This window comes from Magnetospirillum sp. 15-1 (assembly GCF_900184795.1).
In the GTDB taxonomy this organism is placed as follows: Bacteria; Pseudomonadota; Alphaproteobacteria; order Rhodospirillales; family Magnetospirillaceae; genus Phaeospirillum.
The window spans coordinates 601,574-615,702 of record NZ_FXXN01000028.1 but is presented as its reverse complement, the minus strand read 5'-3'; the positions used below and the strand labels follow the sequence as shown (position 1 = coordinate 615,702).

Annotated in this window: 16 protein-coding genes; 3 read left to right on the top strand and 13 right to left on the bottom strand. The window is 67.9% G+C overall.

The window, feature by feature from the left end:
- Window positions 1-37: 37 nt before the first annotated feature.
- From CP958_RS24180 to CP958_RS24170, 3 genes are read right to left on the bottom strand one after another with little or no spacing between them, the layout of a single operon-like run.
- Window positions 38-1,381: an ATP-binding protein gene (locus CP958_RS24180; protein WP_096704723.1), complete on the bottom strand. Its 1,344-nt coding sequence runs from the start codon at window positions 1,379-1,381 to the stop codon at window positions 38-40.
- Entirely contained in the window at window positions 1,378-2,058 is a 681-nt protein-coding gene (locus CP958_RS24175; protein ID WP_096704722.1) for a response regulator transcription factor, read from the bottom strand. Before CP958_RS24175 ends, CP958_RS24180 begins: the two co-directional genes overlap by 4 nt.
- Window positions 2,055-2,342 (bottom strand): PepSY domain-containing protein, encoded by a 288-nt coding sequence (locus CP958_RS24170; RefSeq protein ID WP_096704721.1) that lies wholly within the window; start codon window positions 2,340-2,342, stop codon window positions 2,055-2,057. The genes CP958_RS24175 and CP958_RS24170 overlap by 4 nt, the downstream gene beginning before the upstream one ends.
- Before the next feature lie 249 nt (window positions 2,343-2,591).
- Between CP958_RS24170 and CP958_RS24165 the strand changes: the two genes are divergently transcribed.
- Together CP958_RS24165 and CP958_RS24160 are read left to right on the top strand one after the other, a co-directional pair.
- Entirely contained in the window at window positions 2,592-3,428 is an 837-nt protein-coding gene (locus CP958_RS24165) for a DUF1924 domain-containing protein (RefSeq protein ID WP_096704720.1), read from the top strand.
- Complete coding sequence (locus tag CP958_RS24160) at window positions 3,425-3,889, top strand: diheme cytochrome c (RefSeq protein ID WP_242443125.1); 465 nt, start codon at window positions 3,425-3,427, stop codon at window positions 3,887-3,889. Before CP958_RS24165 ends, CP958_RS24160 begins: the two co-directional genes overlap by 4 nt.
- An 85-nt stretch (window positions 3,890-3,974) precedes the next feature.
- Here CP958_RS24160 and CP958_RS24155 read toward each other — a convergent pair whose 3' ends face one another.
- Window positions 3,975-4,469: an SH3 domain-containing protein gene (locus CP958_RS24155; protein ID WP_242443124.1), complete on the bottom strand. Its 495-nt coding sequence runs from the start codon at window positions 4,467-4,469 to the stop codon at window positions 3,975-3,977.
- 182 nt (window positions 4,470-4,651) lie between these two features.
- Here CP958_RS24155 and CP958_RS24150 point away from each other — a divergent pair, with 182 nt between their 5' ends.
- Window positions 4,652-5,638 carry a D-glycerate dehydrogenase gene (locus CP958_RS24150; protein ID WP_096704719.1) on the top strand — a complete coding sequence of 329 codons (987 nt, stop codon included), beginning with the start codon at window positions 4,652-4,654 and terminating at the stop codon, window positions 5,636-5,638.
- Between the two features lie 64 nt (window positions 5,639-5,702).
- On the opposite strand, the gene CP958_RS24145 is transcribed toward CP958_RS24150, so the two are convergent.
- The 9 genes from CP958_RS24145 to groL all read right to left on the bottom strand — a co-directional run bounded on the left by CP958_RS24145 (window position 5,703) and on the right by groL (window position 14,125).
- Window positions 5,703-6,215, bottom strand: coding sequence for a Spy/CpxP family protein refolding chaperone (locus CP958_RS24145; RefSeq protein ID WP_096704718.1), 513 nt, complete (start codon window positions 6,213-6,215; stop codon window positions 5,703-5,705).
- Window positions 6,216-6,314: 99 nt separating this feature from the next.
- A complete protein-coding gene (locus CP958_RS24140) occupies window positions 6,315-7,664 on the bottom strand; it encodes an alkaline phosphatase family protein (RefSeq protein WP_096704717.1) in 1,350 nt (449 codons plus the stop codon).
- Window positions 7,665-7,728: 64 nt separating this feature from the next.
- The gene (locus CP958_RS24135) at window positions 7,729-8,178 is read right to left on the bottom strand and encodes a DsrE/DsrF/DrsH-like family protein (protein WP_096704716.1); all 450 of its coding nucleotides are present in this window, start codon (window positions 8,176-8,178) and stop codon (window positions 7,729-7,731) included.
- A complete protein-coding gene (gene moeB, locus CP958_RS24130) occupies window positions 8,165-8,965 on the bottom strand; it encodes a molybdopterin-synthase adenylyltransferase MoeB (protein WP_096704715.1) in 801 nt (266 codons plus the stop codon). Before moeB ends, CP958_RS24135 begins: the two co-directional genes overlap by 14 nt.
- Before the next feature lie 77 nt (window positions 8,966-9,042).
- On the bottom strand, window positions 9,043-10,002 hold the full coding sequence (gene cysK / locus CP958_RS24125; protein WP_096704714.1) for a cysteine synthase A: 960 nt from the start codon (window positions 10,000-10,002) through the stop codon (window positions 9,043-9,045).
- A gap of 55 nt (window positions 10,003-10,057) precedes the next feature.
- A complete protein-coding gene (locus CP958_RS24120; protein ID WP_096704713.1) occupies window positions 10,058-10,513 on the bottom strand; it encodes an Rrf2 family transcriptional regulator in 456 nt (151 codons plus the stop codon).
- Between the two features lie 6 nt (window positions 10,514-10,519).
- Complete coding sequence (gene dut, locus CP958_RS24115) at window positions 10,520-10,975, bottom strand: dUTP diphosphatase (RefSeq protein ID WP_096704712.1); 456 nt, start codon at window positions 10,973-10,975, stop codon at window positions 10,520-10,522.
- Window positions 10,976-11,105: 130 nt separating this feature from the next.
- Window positions 11,106-12,311 carry a bifunctional phosphopantothenoylcysteine decarboxylase/phosphopantothenate--cysteine ligase CoaBC gene (coaBC, locus tag CP958_RS24110; RefSeq protein ID WP_096704711.1) on the bottom strand — a complete coding sequence of 402 codons (1,206 nt, stop codon included), beginning with the start codon at window positions 12,309-12,311 and terminating at the stop codon, window positions 11,106-11,108.
- 155 nt (window positions 12,312-12,466) lie between these two features.
- The gene (gene groL, locus CP958_RS24105; protein WP_096704710.1) at window positions 12,467-14,125 is read right to left on the bottom strand and encodes a chaperonin GroEL; all 1,659 of its coding nucleotides are present in this window, start codon (window positions 14,123-14,125) and stop codon (window positions 12,467-12,469) included.
- Window positions 14,126-14,129 lie beyond the last annotated feature (4 nt).

The following is a 14,129-nucleotide window of genomic DNA, read 5'->3' as shown; positions in this document are numbered from 1 at the left end:
TCCCTCCATGATAAACAAGGCAGGCGCGCTGTCACGCTCATTCGCGGTCGTCTGGCCGCCGGGGTGCCATGTCCGCGGCCTCTTCCGTCAGGCTGACCGCCAGTCCGCCCCATGGCGAGCGGCCAAAGCCGAGCTTCAGGCCGCCCAACGCCGCCAGATCGGCGACGATGGCCAATCCCAGGCCCGAGCCCGGCACGCTTTCGTCCAGGCGGATGCCGCGCCGCGCCGCCGCCTCGGCCTGTTCCGCCGTCAGGCCCGGCCCGTCGTCCTCGACCCGGATCATCCCCCGCCGGGCGCTGACCCGCACCCGTGTCGCCGCCCACTTGCAGGCGTTGTCCATCAGGTTGCCGACCATTTCGGCCAGATCGTCGGGCTCTCCGGCGAAATCGGCCTCGGGCGGCGAGTCGATGGTGATGTCCAGCCGGCGCTCGGCGTAGACCTTGCGCAGGGCGCCGTCCAGGTCGGCCAGCAGCGGGGCCAGCGGGACCCGCCGCCCCATGGCCCGCGACGACGAGGCCTCGGAGCCGGCGCGGGCCAGATGCAGGTCGATCAGGCGGCTGACCCGCTCGACCTGCGGCGCCACTCCGGGAATGGCACCGCACTCGGTGCGCAGTACCGCCAGGGGCGTCTTCAAGGCGTGGGCCAGATTGCCCAGGTGGTTCCGGGCATGGCGGATCAGCCGGTCGTCGTGTTCCAGCACCCGGTTCATGGCCTCGACCAGCGGGGCGATTTCCTGGGGATAGGCGCCGTCCAGGCGGCCGGCGCCGTGGGTCAGCTGGTCCAACTCGTCCTCCAGCCGCCGCAGCGGCCTGAGGCCGTAGCTCACCTGCACCGCCACGGCGGCCAGCAGCCCCAGCCCCAATCCGCCCAGGGACAGGGTCAGCAACAGCCGGAAGCGGCGGATTTCCTCCTCCACCTCGGCGCGGTCGCCGGCCACCGCCACATGCAGGCGCCGGCCGCTCTCGTCCAGCAGCAGGTCGCGTTCCATCACCTCGAGATTCTGGCCGCGCGGCCCGCTCTCCCGATGCATCTGGATGCTGCCCGCCATGCCGTCGGTTGCCATGGGCAGGGCGAAATCCCACAGGGAGCGCGAGCGCGCGTTGATGCCGGCACCGTCCGAGACCTGCCAGTACCAGCCGGAATAGGGTTGCTCGAAACGGGGCTCGCCCGCCGGCCGCCCCACGGAGATCGGATTGCCGTTTTCCGGCTCGACCACCGCCAGCAGGGCGCGCAGATGGGTATCGAGACGCCGGACAAAGGCCTGTTCGGCACTGTCGGCGAAGGCGTGGCTCAGCACCCAGCCGCCGATTCCCAGGGCCAGGACGACCCAGGCTCCGGCCCCCAGGATCAGGCGGCGATGCAGGGAGTCACGCGCGGTCATTGTCCGGGGCCCTCGTTTTCGGGGGCCTCCATGCGCCAGCCCTGGCCGCGCAGGGTGTGGATCACATCGACGCCCAGCTTGCGGCGGATGCGGGCCACCAGCACGTCCAGCACGTTGGAATCCGGGTCGGCATCGCGGTCGTAGACGTGCTCCACCAGTTCCGAACGGCTGACCACCCGTCCCTGGTGATGGGCGAGATAGGACAGGATGCGGAATTCCTGGGCGGTCAGCGTCACCGGCATGCCGTCGCGGCTGACCTTTCCGCCGATGGTGTCGATGCGCAGGCTTCCACAGGTGATCTCGGGCGAGGCATGGCCGGCGGCGCGGCGGATCAGGGCGCGGATGCGGGTCACCACCTCTTCCATCTCGAAGGGCTTGGTGACGTAATCATCGGCGCCGGCGTTGAAGGCCTGGGCCTTTTCCGCCCAGCGGGCGCGGGCCGTCAGCACCATCACCGGCATGGTCCGCCCGGCCTCGCGCCAGCGGCCCAGCACGGTGATGCCGTCGACCTTGGGCAGACCAAGGTCGAGGATGGCCGCGTCATAGCTTTCGGTGTCGCCCAGGTACCAGCCGTTCTCGCCGTCATAGGCGGTGTCCACCGCGAAGCCCGCCGCTTCCAGGGCGCGTTCCAGCGCCAGGGTCAGTTGCGGCTCGTCCTCGACGACCAGGACTCTCATCGCTTCTCCTTGACCTTGAGCCGGGTGCCGTCGGCGGCGTCGTAATAGAGCTTCAGCAGCCGCCCGTCGCGGGTCAGGCGCTTGATCTCATAGATCGGATGGCCGTGCCGGTCTTCCAGTTCGGCCTCGATCAGCTCGCCGGGATAATCGCGGTCCACCTGCTCGAGAATGCGCGACAGCGGCAGAATCTCGCCGGCCTGCACGGCGCGGCGAATGCGGTCGTGGTCTTCGCCGCCCAAGGCGGGGAGGGAGACGAGAAGCAGGATGGCTAGAATGGTTTTCATGAGCAAATCATCGTCCGCGCCGCATGAACGGCGGATGAACCGGCGGGTCACGCCCGGTTCAGGGCCGTGCTCCTATCCTCCGCCCAGATGAATTCACGGACCCGGTAATTTTTCAACAAGGAGTTCCGCCATGCTGACCCGCATGATCGTTCACGGCCTGATGGCCGCCCTGATCGTCGCCGGGGGCGCTTATGCCTATGCCGCCACCGTGCAGCCGGTTTCCTTCCCCTTCCACGAGGAGCACCACTGATGAACGCCCGCTGGGAATTCCGCCTGCTCCGCCTGTGGCATGCCGCCCTGGCCGGAGGCTTCCTGGTGGCCTATGTCACCGCCGACGAGGACACCTACGCCATGCACGTGTTTTCCGGCTATTGGGTGGTGGGCGCCGTCGTGCTGCGCCTGGCCCTGGCGCTGGTCGGCTCGGCCGGTGGGCCGCTGGCCCTGCCCAAGCCCCGCCTGACCTGGGCCAAGCCCGGCCGCAATCCCCTGTTCGCCTGGATGGCCGCCATCCTGGTGGGCGGCATGGCGGTGGCCGGGGTGACCGGCATCGCCGCCGATGTCATCCCCGCCCTGGAGGACCTGCACGAGGGACTGGCCGAGGCTTCGCTCTGGCTGGTGCTGGCCCATGCCGCCATCATCGCCTGGATCTTCCAGGGCCGCCGGGTGCGCGAGATGCTGAAGGGCTCGACCGCCGCCTTGTTCGCCATCGCCCTGCTGGCCGCTCCCGCCGCCTTTGCCGCCGATGCGGCCCGCGACGCCATCAAGGCCGGCTATGCCCGGCAGGCCGGGCCGGGCTTCGCCGGCTTCTCGCCCGAGCGCGGCCGGGCGCTGTTCGAATCGAAGAATACCGCCAGCCCCGACTATGCGTCCTGCACCACCTGCCACACCGCCGACCCCACCGCCGACGGCCGCCACGCCAAGACCGGCCGCGCCATCAAGCCGGTGGCGGTATCGGCCAACCCCAAGCGCTTCACCGATGCCGCCAAGGTGGAAGAGCGCTTCGACCGCGACTGCCAGACCGTGCTGGGCCGGGTCTGCTCGGCGACCGAGAAGGGCGACTACATCGCCTATATGGAGAGCAAATGATGAAGCGGATCATCCTCGCGGCGGTGTTCAGCCTGTCCGCCCTTCCCGCCCTGGCCGACCATGTCCGCCCGGTGACCGATCCCGAAACCCTCAAGGCCTGCGGCGAGTGCCACATGGCCTTCCAGCCCGCCTTCCTGCCGGCCCGCTCGTGGACCCGCATGATGGGCCAGCTGTCCGACCATTTCGGCGACAACGCCGGCATGGCGTCCGACAAGGCCGAACGTATCCGCCAGGTGCTGGTGGCGGGCGCCGCCGATACGGGCGGCGGCAAGGCGGGGCGCAAGGCGCTGCGCGGCATCGCCCTGTCCGAGACGCCGCTGCGCATCACCGAGACGCCGCGCTTCATCGCCAAGCACGAGCGCATCTCCGAGCGGGAATGGAAGCGGCCCGAGGTGATGACCCGGTCCAATTGCGTGGCCTGCCATCGGGGCGCGGAAACCGGTTCCTACGAGGATGAGTGAGAAACGCCTGCCCTTCCCCTTCCGGGCGGGCTGACGGCGGGGGCCGGAACTCGGGGAGGATGAGCCTCGGGAACCGGTCCCCGTTTTATTCGATCCACTCGCCCTTGTAGACGCCCCAGATCTCGTCGCGCTTGAACCAGCCCTGGATCTGGTTGATCTCCACCCGACAGAAGTCCCGGTTGCGCGGGCATTGCAGCAGACGGCCCAGCACGCCGGGCTCCACCAGGGCCAGGGCGTCGGCGCTGTCGGAATCGCCGGCGCGCAGCGTGCGCTGGCCGCCGATCACCACCATCATGCGCCGCCCCGACAGCATGGATTGGTGGAGCCAGCCCTCGGTGCCCTGCCAGTCCCTGATCTTGCGCCAGGCCTCGAACTCGGCGATCACCTCCACCGGCAGGTCCTTGCGCGAATATATCCAGTCGATGGGATAGCGCTGTCCCGGCCCGGCCCGCAGATTGACCTCGTCCGAGCGCAAGGACACGAAACGGGGCAGCGGCAGGCCGCTGGCCTCGCCCGCCAGCGCGGCCGGCGCCAGGCAAAGCAGCAAGGCGGCCAGGGCGGTCGCCCCCCATTTACGCATTTCGATTATCCCCCAACGTCGGCAGTCCATCATTCCTCCGGCGGCGTATTATAGAGTGCCCCGGCCCGACCCGGTCAAGGCGAGCCGGTGTTTGCCTTTTAAAGAAGGTCCAAATGGGCTCTGGACAAGGGGTCTCCGAGTTGCTAGGTCGTTTGAGGAAACGTTCCGGGAGGACACAGGAAATGCCGCACAAGAAGCCCGTCGTCGTGGTCAGCCGCAAGCTGCCCGACGCCATCGAAACCCGGATGATGGAACTGTTCGACACCCGCTTGAACGTCGACGATCATCCCATGACCAAGGCCGAGCTGATCGAGGCCGTCAAGATCGCCGACGTGCTGGTCCCCACCGTCACCGACCGCATCGATGCGGGCGTCCTATCCCAGGCCGGCCCCAATCTGAAGCTGGTGGCCAATTTCGGGACCGGCGTCGATCACATCGATCTGGCCACCGCCCGCCAGCGGGGCATCATCATCACCAACACTCCCGGCGTGCTGACCGAGGATACCGCCGACATGGCCATGGCGCTGATCCTGTCGGTGCCGCGCCGCATCGCCGAGGGCGAGCGCCTGATCCGCTCCGGCGACTGGAAGGGCTGGAGCCCGACCTTCATGCTGGGCCACCGCATCTGGGGCAAGCGTCTGGGCATCATCGGCATGGGCCGCATCGGCCAGGCGGTGGCGCGTCGCGCCAAGGCCTTCGGCATGTCCATCCACTACCACAACAGGAAGCGCGTCCATCCCGACATCGAGACCGAGCTGGAAGCCACCTATTGGGAAAGCCTGGACCAGATGCTGGCCCGCATGGACGTGATCACCGTCCACTGCCCGCACACCCCGGCCACCTTCCACCTGCTGTCGGCCCGGCGCCTGGAACTGCTGCCCAAGCACGCCTACGTGGTCAACACGGCGCGTGGCGAGATCGTCGACGAGAACGCGCTGACCCGCATGCTGATCCGTGGCGATCTGGCCGGCGCCGGCCTCGACGTGTTCGAGCACGAGCCGGCGGTGAACCCCAAGCTGCTGGCCCTGGACAACGTGGTGCTGCTGCCCCATCTGGGCTCGGCGACCATCGAAAGCCGCATCGACATGGGCGAGAAGGTGCTGATCAACATCAAGACCTTCGCCGACGGCCACCAGCCGCCGGACCGCGTCCTGGCCTCGATGTTCTAGGCATTATCCGCCAAAGGAAAGCCCCCCGGAGCGATGCTCCGGGGGGCTTTTTCGTGGGCGGGTCTCAGTGATGCATCATGCCGTGGCCATGACCATGGCCGCGGCCGAAGCCGCCCTTGCCGCCAGCGCCGGGCATCAGGTCGTCGGCGATCTTCTGCTGCTCCAGGGAAAGGGTCGAATAGAAGGCGGTCATGGCCGGCACCACCTTGCGCAGGGCTTCGGTGCGGGCCTCGGCCTGCCGCTGCATGCGGCCCATGCGCTCGGGCAGGGTGGTGAGCTTGGCCGGATCGGCCCTGTCCTCGCACAGCTTGCGCATGGGGGCCGAGGCCTCCTTCATGGTCTCGGTCAGGCGCTTGAAATCCGCCTTCTGGGCCTCGGTCAGCTTCAGCTTGACCTCGGAATAGGCCATGTGGGCGGCCATGCGGGCGTCCATGTCGCCGCAATGGCGGGTCATGCGCTCGAAATTGGCGGTTTGCGGGGCGGGAACGGCCTGATCGGCGGCGCGGGCCACGTTCACCAGGGCGGCGATGCCCAGCGCGATGGCGACGGAGGCGGTGATGGCGGTGATGCGGGTCATGGGGGCACCTGTGAACGGGTGGATCGGAATGACACCGTTCTACAGGGGGGGCGTAACCCGCGAATGTCGCCGGGACGGGAAAATGGTAACGCTTGGTAACTACCGCGCCGTCCGCCGGAAGTCGAAGGCGGCGGTCATGTCGTTGGCCCGGGCGTCGCGTCCGCCCAGCGGCTCCAACCCGAAACGGGTTTCGATCAGCTTGAGGATCGAGGTGGTGTCATAGGCCGTGTGGTCGACGAATCCGCGCCTGGCATAGGGCGAGATGACCAGGGCGGGGACGCGGGTGCCCGGTCCCCAGGCGTCGCCGGCCGGCGGCGCCACATGATCCCAGAAGCCGCCGTTCTCGTCGTAGGTGACGATGATGGCGGTGTCCTTCCACAGCGGGCTGGTCCGGATGGCGTCGATCAGCCGGCCGGCCTTGGCATCGCCGCCCGCCACGTCGGCATAGCCCGGATGCTGGTTCTCGTCGCCCACCGGCTTGTAGAACACCACCCTCTCCAGCCGGCCCCGAGCCACCGCCTTGAACAGCTCGGTCTCGTCCTTGAGGTGGGCGGCCTTGGCGGCGGTGCCCTCGCCGGTGCTGGCGAAATAGACGAAGGGCTGGTGGTGATACTGGAAATTGCCTTCGTTGCGCCCGGCCATGGCGGCGGCGTAGCCGCCGGAATACCAGGCCCACGACACCTTCTTGTCGCTCAACCGGTCGCCGATGTTGGGCATGGTCTGGGGCGGCAGCCGCTTCGCCAGATCGGTGGCCGAGGGCGGATAGGGCGGATAGAACGAGAAGATGGTGTTGACCGCATGGCCGTCGGGGGTCAGCGCGCCGTCCTTGACCAGATGGCCGTCTGCGTCCAACTGGGCGCGGATGGCCGTCGGTCCGGTCTCGTAGCGCGGCGTGCAGGCGCAGATCAGCCAGAAATGGTTCAGGAACGAGCCGCCATAGGCCGCCTGGAAGAAATTATCGGCCAGGGTGAACTCCTTGGCCAGAGCCCACAGCCGGGTGTTGGCGGTATCGTAATAGCCCATCACCAGGCCGCCGGCATCGGACCATGCCGCGAACTTGTCGTTGCGTCCGCCGTTGATCTGCTCCCGGTTCTGGTAGAAGCGATGGACGAGGTCGCGATGCTTTTCGGTCTGGGTGACGAAGGGGCCGACGTCGAAGGGGGCATTGGCCAGCCGGGCGGGAAAGCGCGGGTCGGGCTCCTTGCTCTTTTCGTCCAGGATGGGGGGCAGGGCGGCGTAGGGATTGCCCGCCTTGTCCACCTGCGGCGGCGCGCTCTTGGCGGCGTCCAGCCCGTCGGCGCCGGGAAAGGTGCCGAACATATTGTCGAAGCTGCGATTTTCCAGATAGATCACCACGATGTGGTTGATCTTCTCCAGGCCCGCCGGCGCGGCAAGGGCGGGAAACGTGGCGGCGCACAGCGCCAGGGCGACGGCGACACCACGCATCATGATCCTCTCCCCCGAATAACGGCGAAGGCATTCTAGGAGATGGTCGCGCCGTCCGGGATGACGGTTAGATGAACAGCATCCCGCCGGTCTTGGAGGCGTCGGCCAGGAAGGTGACCACGCCGCCCCTGGCGACCGGCACGTCGGGACGCAGGGATTCGGGGTCCATGCCCAGCGCCTTCAGACCCATCTCGCAGACCATGACGGTGACGCCCAGCGCCACGCAGGCCTCCAGCAATTCCTCGAAGCTGCCCACGCCCTTGGCCTTGAAGCCGTCGTCCATGGCCTTGGCCGAGCCGCCGTCGGAGCATTTCAGCCGGGTCCAGGCGGCGGAGCCGTCGGCGAGCGGGGCTTCCAGGGCGCGGCCGGCCCACATGGTGAAGAACAGGGTGACCGGCGTGTTGGAGGCCACCGCTGCCGCAGCCATCACCAGGGCATAGTGGATACGGTCGAAATCGCCCGAGAACACCACGATGGACAGCTTGTCCGGCCCGCCGCGGCCTTCAGCCGCAGACATTGGCGGTGCTCCCATGGGACGACAGATCGGTGATGGTGGGATGGTCGCCGCACAGGGGACAGCCGGGGTCGCGCGGCACCCGCACGGTGCGGAAGGTGACCGACAGGGCGTCGTAGATCACCAGCTTGCCCGACAGGGATTCGCCGATGCCCAGCAATTCCTTGATCACCTCGGTGGCCTGCATGGCGCCCATGGTGCCGGCGATGGCGCCCAGCACTCCGGCGCTGGAACAGGTGGGGACATGGCCCTCGGGCGGGGCCTCGCGGTAGATGCAGCGATAGCAGGGGCCGCCCGGCCTGTAGGTGGCCAACTGGCCGTCGAAGCGCAGGATGGCGGCCGACACCAGGGTCTTGCCCTCCAGCCGCGCCGCGTCGTTGACCAGGAAACGGGTGGGGAAGTTGTCCGAGCCGTCGGCGATCACCTGGAAGTCGCGGAAGATCTCCCGGGCGTTGTCCTTGTCCAGGCGGGCCCGGATGGGCACCAGCTTGACGTCGGGGTTGATGTCGGCGACGGCGGCGGCGGCGCTGTTCACCTTGGCCGCACCCACGTTGGAGGTGCGGTGGATGATCTGGCGCTGCAGATTGGACAGCTCCACGTCGTCGTCGTCGATCACCCCGATGGTTCCCACACCGGCGGCGGCGAGATAAAGGATCACCGGCGAGCCCAGGCCGCCCGCCCCGATCACCAGGGCGGAGGACCCGAGGAGTTTGGCCTGCCCGATGCCGCCCACCTCCGGCAGGATGATGTGGCGGGCGTAGCGGTGGATCTGCTCCTCGGTGAAGTCCATTGAGTGGTCCCTGCGAAATCGTCACCCCCGGATCAAGTCCGGGGGTGACGACTATATAGGATGGTTCCGAGGCGCCTCTACACCTGATCGAACAGGGCGGTCGACAGGTAGCGTTCGGCGAAGCTGGGGATGATGGCGACGATCACCTTGCCGGCGTTCTCGGGGCGCGAGCCCAGTTCCAGGGCGGCGGCGATGGCCGCGCCCGACGAGATGCCCACCGGAATGCCTTCCAGCTTGGCCGCCTTGCGGGCGGTGGCCAGGGCCGTTTCGTTGCCGATCTGCAGGATTTCGTCGATGATGCCCTGGTCCAGGATGTCCGGAATGAAGCCGGCGCCGATGCCCTGGATCTTGTGGGGGCCGGGGGCGCCGCCCGACAGCACCGGGCTGTCCTCGGGCTCCACCGCCACCATCTTCAGGCCGGGCTTGCGCTTCTTCAGCACGTGGCCGATGCCGGAGATGGTGCCGCCGGTGCCGACGCCCGACACGATGATGTCCACCTTACCGTCGGTGTCGTTCCAGATTTCCTCGGCGGTGGTGCGCTCGTGGATGGCCGGGTTGGCTTCGTTCTTGAACTGCTGCGGCATGATGGCGCCCGGCGTGGAGGCCAGCAGTTCCTCGGCCTGGCGCACCGCGCCGGTCATGCCCTTGGAGGCGGGGGTCAGCACGATCTCGGCGCCGAGGAGCTGCAGCATCTTGCGGCGCTCCAGCGACATGCTTTCCGGCATGCACAGGATCAGCTTGTAGCCCTTGGCGGCGGCGACGAAGGCCAGCGCGATGCCGGTATTGCCCGAGGTCGGCTCGATGATGGTGCCGCCGGGCTTCAACTGGCCCGACACCTCGGCCGCCTCGATCATGGCGAAGCCGATGCGGTCCTTGACCGAGGCCAGGGGATTGAAGAACTCCAGCTTGCCGAGGATGTCGGCCTTGGCGCCGGCTTCGGCGGCCATGCGCTTGAAGCGGACCAGCGGCGTGGCGCCGATGGTGTCGATGATGCTGTCGTAGATCTTGCCGCGGAAGGCGGGGGCGGAAGTGGTCATCTCGAATTCCCCACAACAATGGTGTAATACGATGCTTAACTACATCGTACCAAGGTTAGATGATGAAGTCCAACTTCTGATGCGCCTCGCTGGGAATGCCGCCCTTGTAGGCGCGCATGCACAGCTCGTCGATGGAGATGGCGTCCAGGCGGGACATGATCTCCTCGGTCAGGTCGCCCCACATGGGACGGATGACGTGCTTGCCCAGTTCCGAGGCGGGCATGTCCTGGTAGGGGTCCTCGGCGGTTTCCAGCGCGCGGACCACGCGGACCACCTCGCCCACCGAGATGCGGCGGCGTTCGCGCGCCAGACGGTAGCCGCCCCGCGGGCCGCGCACGCCCACCAGGATACCGGCGCGGACCAGTTGCTGCAGGGTCTGCTCCAGATAGCGCCGCGGAATGCCCTGGCGCCGCGTGATCTCGCGGCTCTGCACCGGCTCGCCGCCGGCGTGGTAGGCGATGTCCAGCACCGCCTCGATGGCGAACAGCATTTTCTTCGATGGACGAAGCATGGTCGGTCAGCCCTTCCTTCCCGTGCCGGTCGAGCCGAAGCCCCCGGTCCCCCTTTGGGTGTCGTCCAGGCTTTCCGCCTCGCGCCACTGGGCCCGCGACACCGGCGCGATCACCATCTGGGCGATGCGCATGCCGCGGCTGATGGCGAAGGCGGTCTCGCCCAGATTGATCAGGATGACGCCGATCTCGCCGCGATAATCGGCGTCGATGGTGCCCGGCGCGTTGAGCACCGTGATGCCGTGCTTGGCGGCCAGTCCCGAACGCGGCCGCACCTGGGCCTCGAAGCCTTCGGGCAGGGCGATGGCGAAGCCGGTGGGGATCAGGGCGCGCTTGCCGGGCGCAAGCTCCATATCGGCGGGAATGCAGGCCATCAGGTCCATGCCGGCCGCATGGGCGGTCTCGTAGGCGGGCAGGGGCAGCTCGGCGGCGTGCTCCAGGCGTCGAATCAAAATCTCGGTCATTGTTGAAGCCCCTCAAACGCCGGGCGCGCGCTTCCGCGCGCTTGGCTCCTCCACTTCCCACCTTCGCTTCGCTCCGGTGTCGCTCCGGGGCGCCCAATGCGCCCGCGCTTCGGCTTCGCCTCGCTCGTCATCATGCTTTCCCCAAAGCCTTGGCGATGCGCTCGGCCAGTTTGCGGGCCACCTCGTCCTTGCCCATGGCGGGCCAGGATTCGGTGCCGGCCCCATCGATCACATGAACGGTGTTGGCATCGCCGCCGAAGGTGCCGCTTGCCTCGGACACGTCGTTGGCGACGATCCAGTCGCAGCCCTTGCGCGCCAGCTTGTCGGCGGCGTGCTCCAGCAGCTTTTCCGTCTCGGCGGCAAAGCCCACCACCAGCCTGGGCCGCGCCGCCCCCTCTGCCCTGGACACCGTCATCAGGATGTCGGGATTGGGCGTCAGCTCGATGGTGGGCGGTGGATCACCCACCTTCTTCTTACGCTTTTCGGTGGCGCGGTTGGCCACTGTCCAGTCGGCGACGGCGGCGGCGCAGACCACCACGTCGGCGGGCAGATGTTGGCGCACGGCGTTCAGCATCTGGATGGCGCTTTCCACCTTGACCACCCCCACGCCGGCGGGATCGGGAATGGTCACCGGGCCGCTGACCAGGGTGACCTCGGCGCCCAGGGCGGCCAGGGCGGCGGCGATGGCGTGGCCCTGCTTGCCCGACGAGCGGTTGGCGATGAAGCGCACCGGGTCGATGGCCTCGTGCGTCGGGCCGCTGGTGACGACGGCCTTGACCCCCTTCAGGGGACCGTCGGAGAGCATGGCCTCGATGCGCGCCAGGATTTCGGCCGGCTCGGCCATGCGGCCCGCCCCCACCTCGCCGCAGGCCAGATCGCCGGCGCCGGGGCCGATGCGGGTCACGCCGCGCGATTCCAGCAGGGCCAGATTGGCTTGGGTGGCGGGGTGCTCCCACATCATGGTGTTCATGGCCGGCGCCACCAGCACCCGCTTGTCGGTGGCGAGCAGCGCGGTCGACGCCAGATCATCGGCGATGCCCGCCGCCATCTTGGCCAGCAGGTTGGCGGTGGCCGGCGCCACCACCACCAGATCGGCCTCGCGCGACAGGCGGATATGGCCCATCTCGGCCTCGTCGGTCAGCGAAAAGGTCTCCTGATAGACCTTGTCCCCCGACAGCGCCGATACGGCCAGCGGCGTTACGAAATTGGCCCCGCCCTTGGTCAGGACGCAGCGTACGGCGCAGCCCCGATCCTTCAGGCGGCGAATCAGTTCCAGCGACTTGTAGGCGGCGATACCGCCCGAGATGATGAGAAGAACCCGCCTGCCGTCCAGCACTGTGAAGCCTCGGAAAAATACGTTGGCGAAGTGTGGTTACGGTAGCGGTCCGAAGGCGGTGGCGCAAGGGGGGAGTCGCCTCCATAAGAAAAACCCCCCTCCCGTTGCCGGGAGAGGGGCTTCCTTTAACGCGATAAGCGTTGGCTGGCCCGGACTTAGAAGTCCATGCCGCCCATGCCACCCATGCCGCCCATGCCGCCCATGTCGCCGCCGGGCATGCCGCCCACGTCCTTCTTGGGACGCTCGGCGATCATGGCTTCGGTGGTGATCAGCAGGCCGGCCACGGAAGCGGCGTCCTGCAGGGCGGTACGCACGACCTTGGTCGGGTCGATGATGCCGGCCTTGATCATGTCGGTGTAGACGCCGGTCTGGGCGTCGAAGCCGAAGGCCAGATCCTTGGACTCGCCGATCTTGCCGGCAACCACGGCGCCGTCATGGCCGGCGTTCTCGGCGATCTGACGCACGGGAGCCTGCAGGGCGCGACGCACGATGCCGATGCCGACTTCCTGATCCGGATTGCCGGACTTCAGGCCTTCCAGGGCCTTGACGGCATGCAGCAGGGCGACGCCGCCGCCCGGGACGATGCCTTCCTCGACCGCGGCGCGGGTGGCGTGCAGGGCGTCGTCGACGCGATCCTTGCGCTCCTTCACCTCGATCTCGGAGCCGCCGCCGACCTTGATGACGGCCACGCCGCCGGCCAGCTTGGCCAGACGCTCCTGCAGCTTCTCACGGTCGTAGTCCGAGGTGGTCTCCTCGATCTGCGCACGGATCTGCTTGCAGCGGGCGTCGATGTCGCCCTTCTTGCCCGAGCCGTCGACGATGGTGGTGTCTTCCTTGGTGATGGTGATGCGCTTGGACGTGCCCAGCATCTCCAGGTTGACGCTTTCGAGCTTGATGCCCAGGTCTTCGCTGATCACCTGGCCACCGGTCAGGATGGCGATGTCTTCCAGCATGGCCTTGCGGCGATCGCCGAAGCCCGGAGCCTTCACGGCCGCGACCTTCAGGCCGCCGCGCAGCTTGTTGACCACCAGGGTGGCCAGGGCCTCGCCCTCGATGTCCTCGGCGATGATCACCAGCGGACGGCCCGACTGGACCACCTGCTCGAGCACCGGCAGCAGGGGCTGCAGGCCGCTGAGCTTCTTCTCGTGCAGCAGGATGTAGGGGTTATCCAGCTCGACGGTCATCTTCTCGGCGTTGGTCACGAAGTACGGGCTGGTGTAGCCACGGTCGAACTGCATGCCCTCGACCACGTCCAGCTCGGTGTCCAGGCCCTTGGCTTCCTCGACGGTGATGACACCCTCGTTGCCGACCTTTTCCATGGCCTTGGCGATCATGTCGCCGATTTCCTTCTCGCCGTTGGCGGAGATGGTGCCGACCTGGGCGATCTCGGCATTGGTGGCGACCTTGCGCGAACGCGACTTGACGTCGGCGACCACGGCGGCCACGGCGAGATCGACGCCGCGCTTCAGGTCCATGGGGTTGAGGCCGGCGGCCACGGCCTTGACGCCCTCGCGGACGATGGCCTGGGCCAGCACGGTGGCGGTGGTGGTGCCGTCACCGGCCAGATCGGCGGTCTTCGAGGCCACTTCGCGCACCATCTGGGCGCCCATGTTCTCGAACTTGTCGGCCAGCTCGATCTCCTTGGCGACGGTGACGCCGTCCTTGGTGATGCGGGGCGCGCCGAACGACTTCTCGATCACCACGTTGCGGCCCTTGGGGCCCAGGGTGACCTTCACCGCGTCGGCGAGAATGTCGACGCCGCGCAGCATGCGGGTGCGGGCGTCGGTGGAGAACTTGACTTCCTTGGCAGCCATTTGT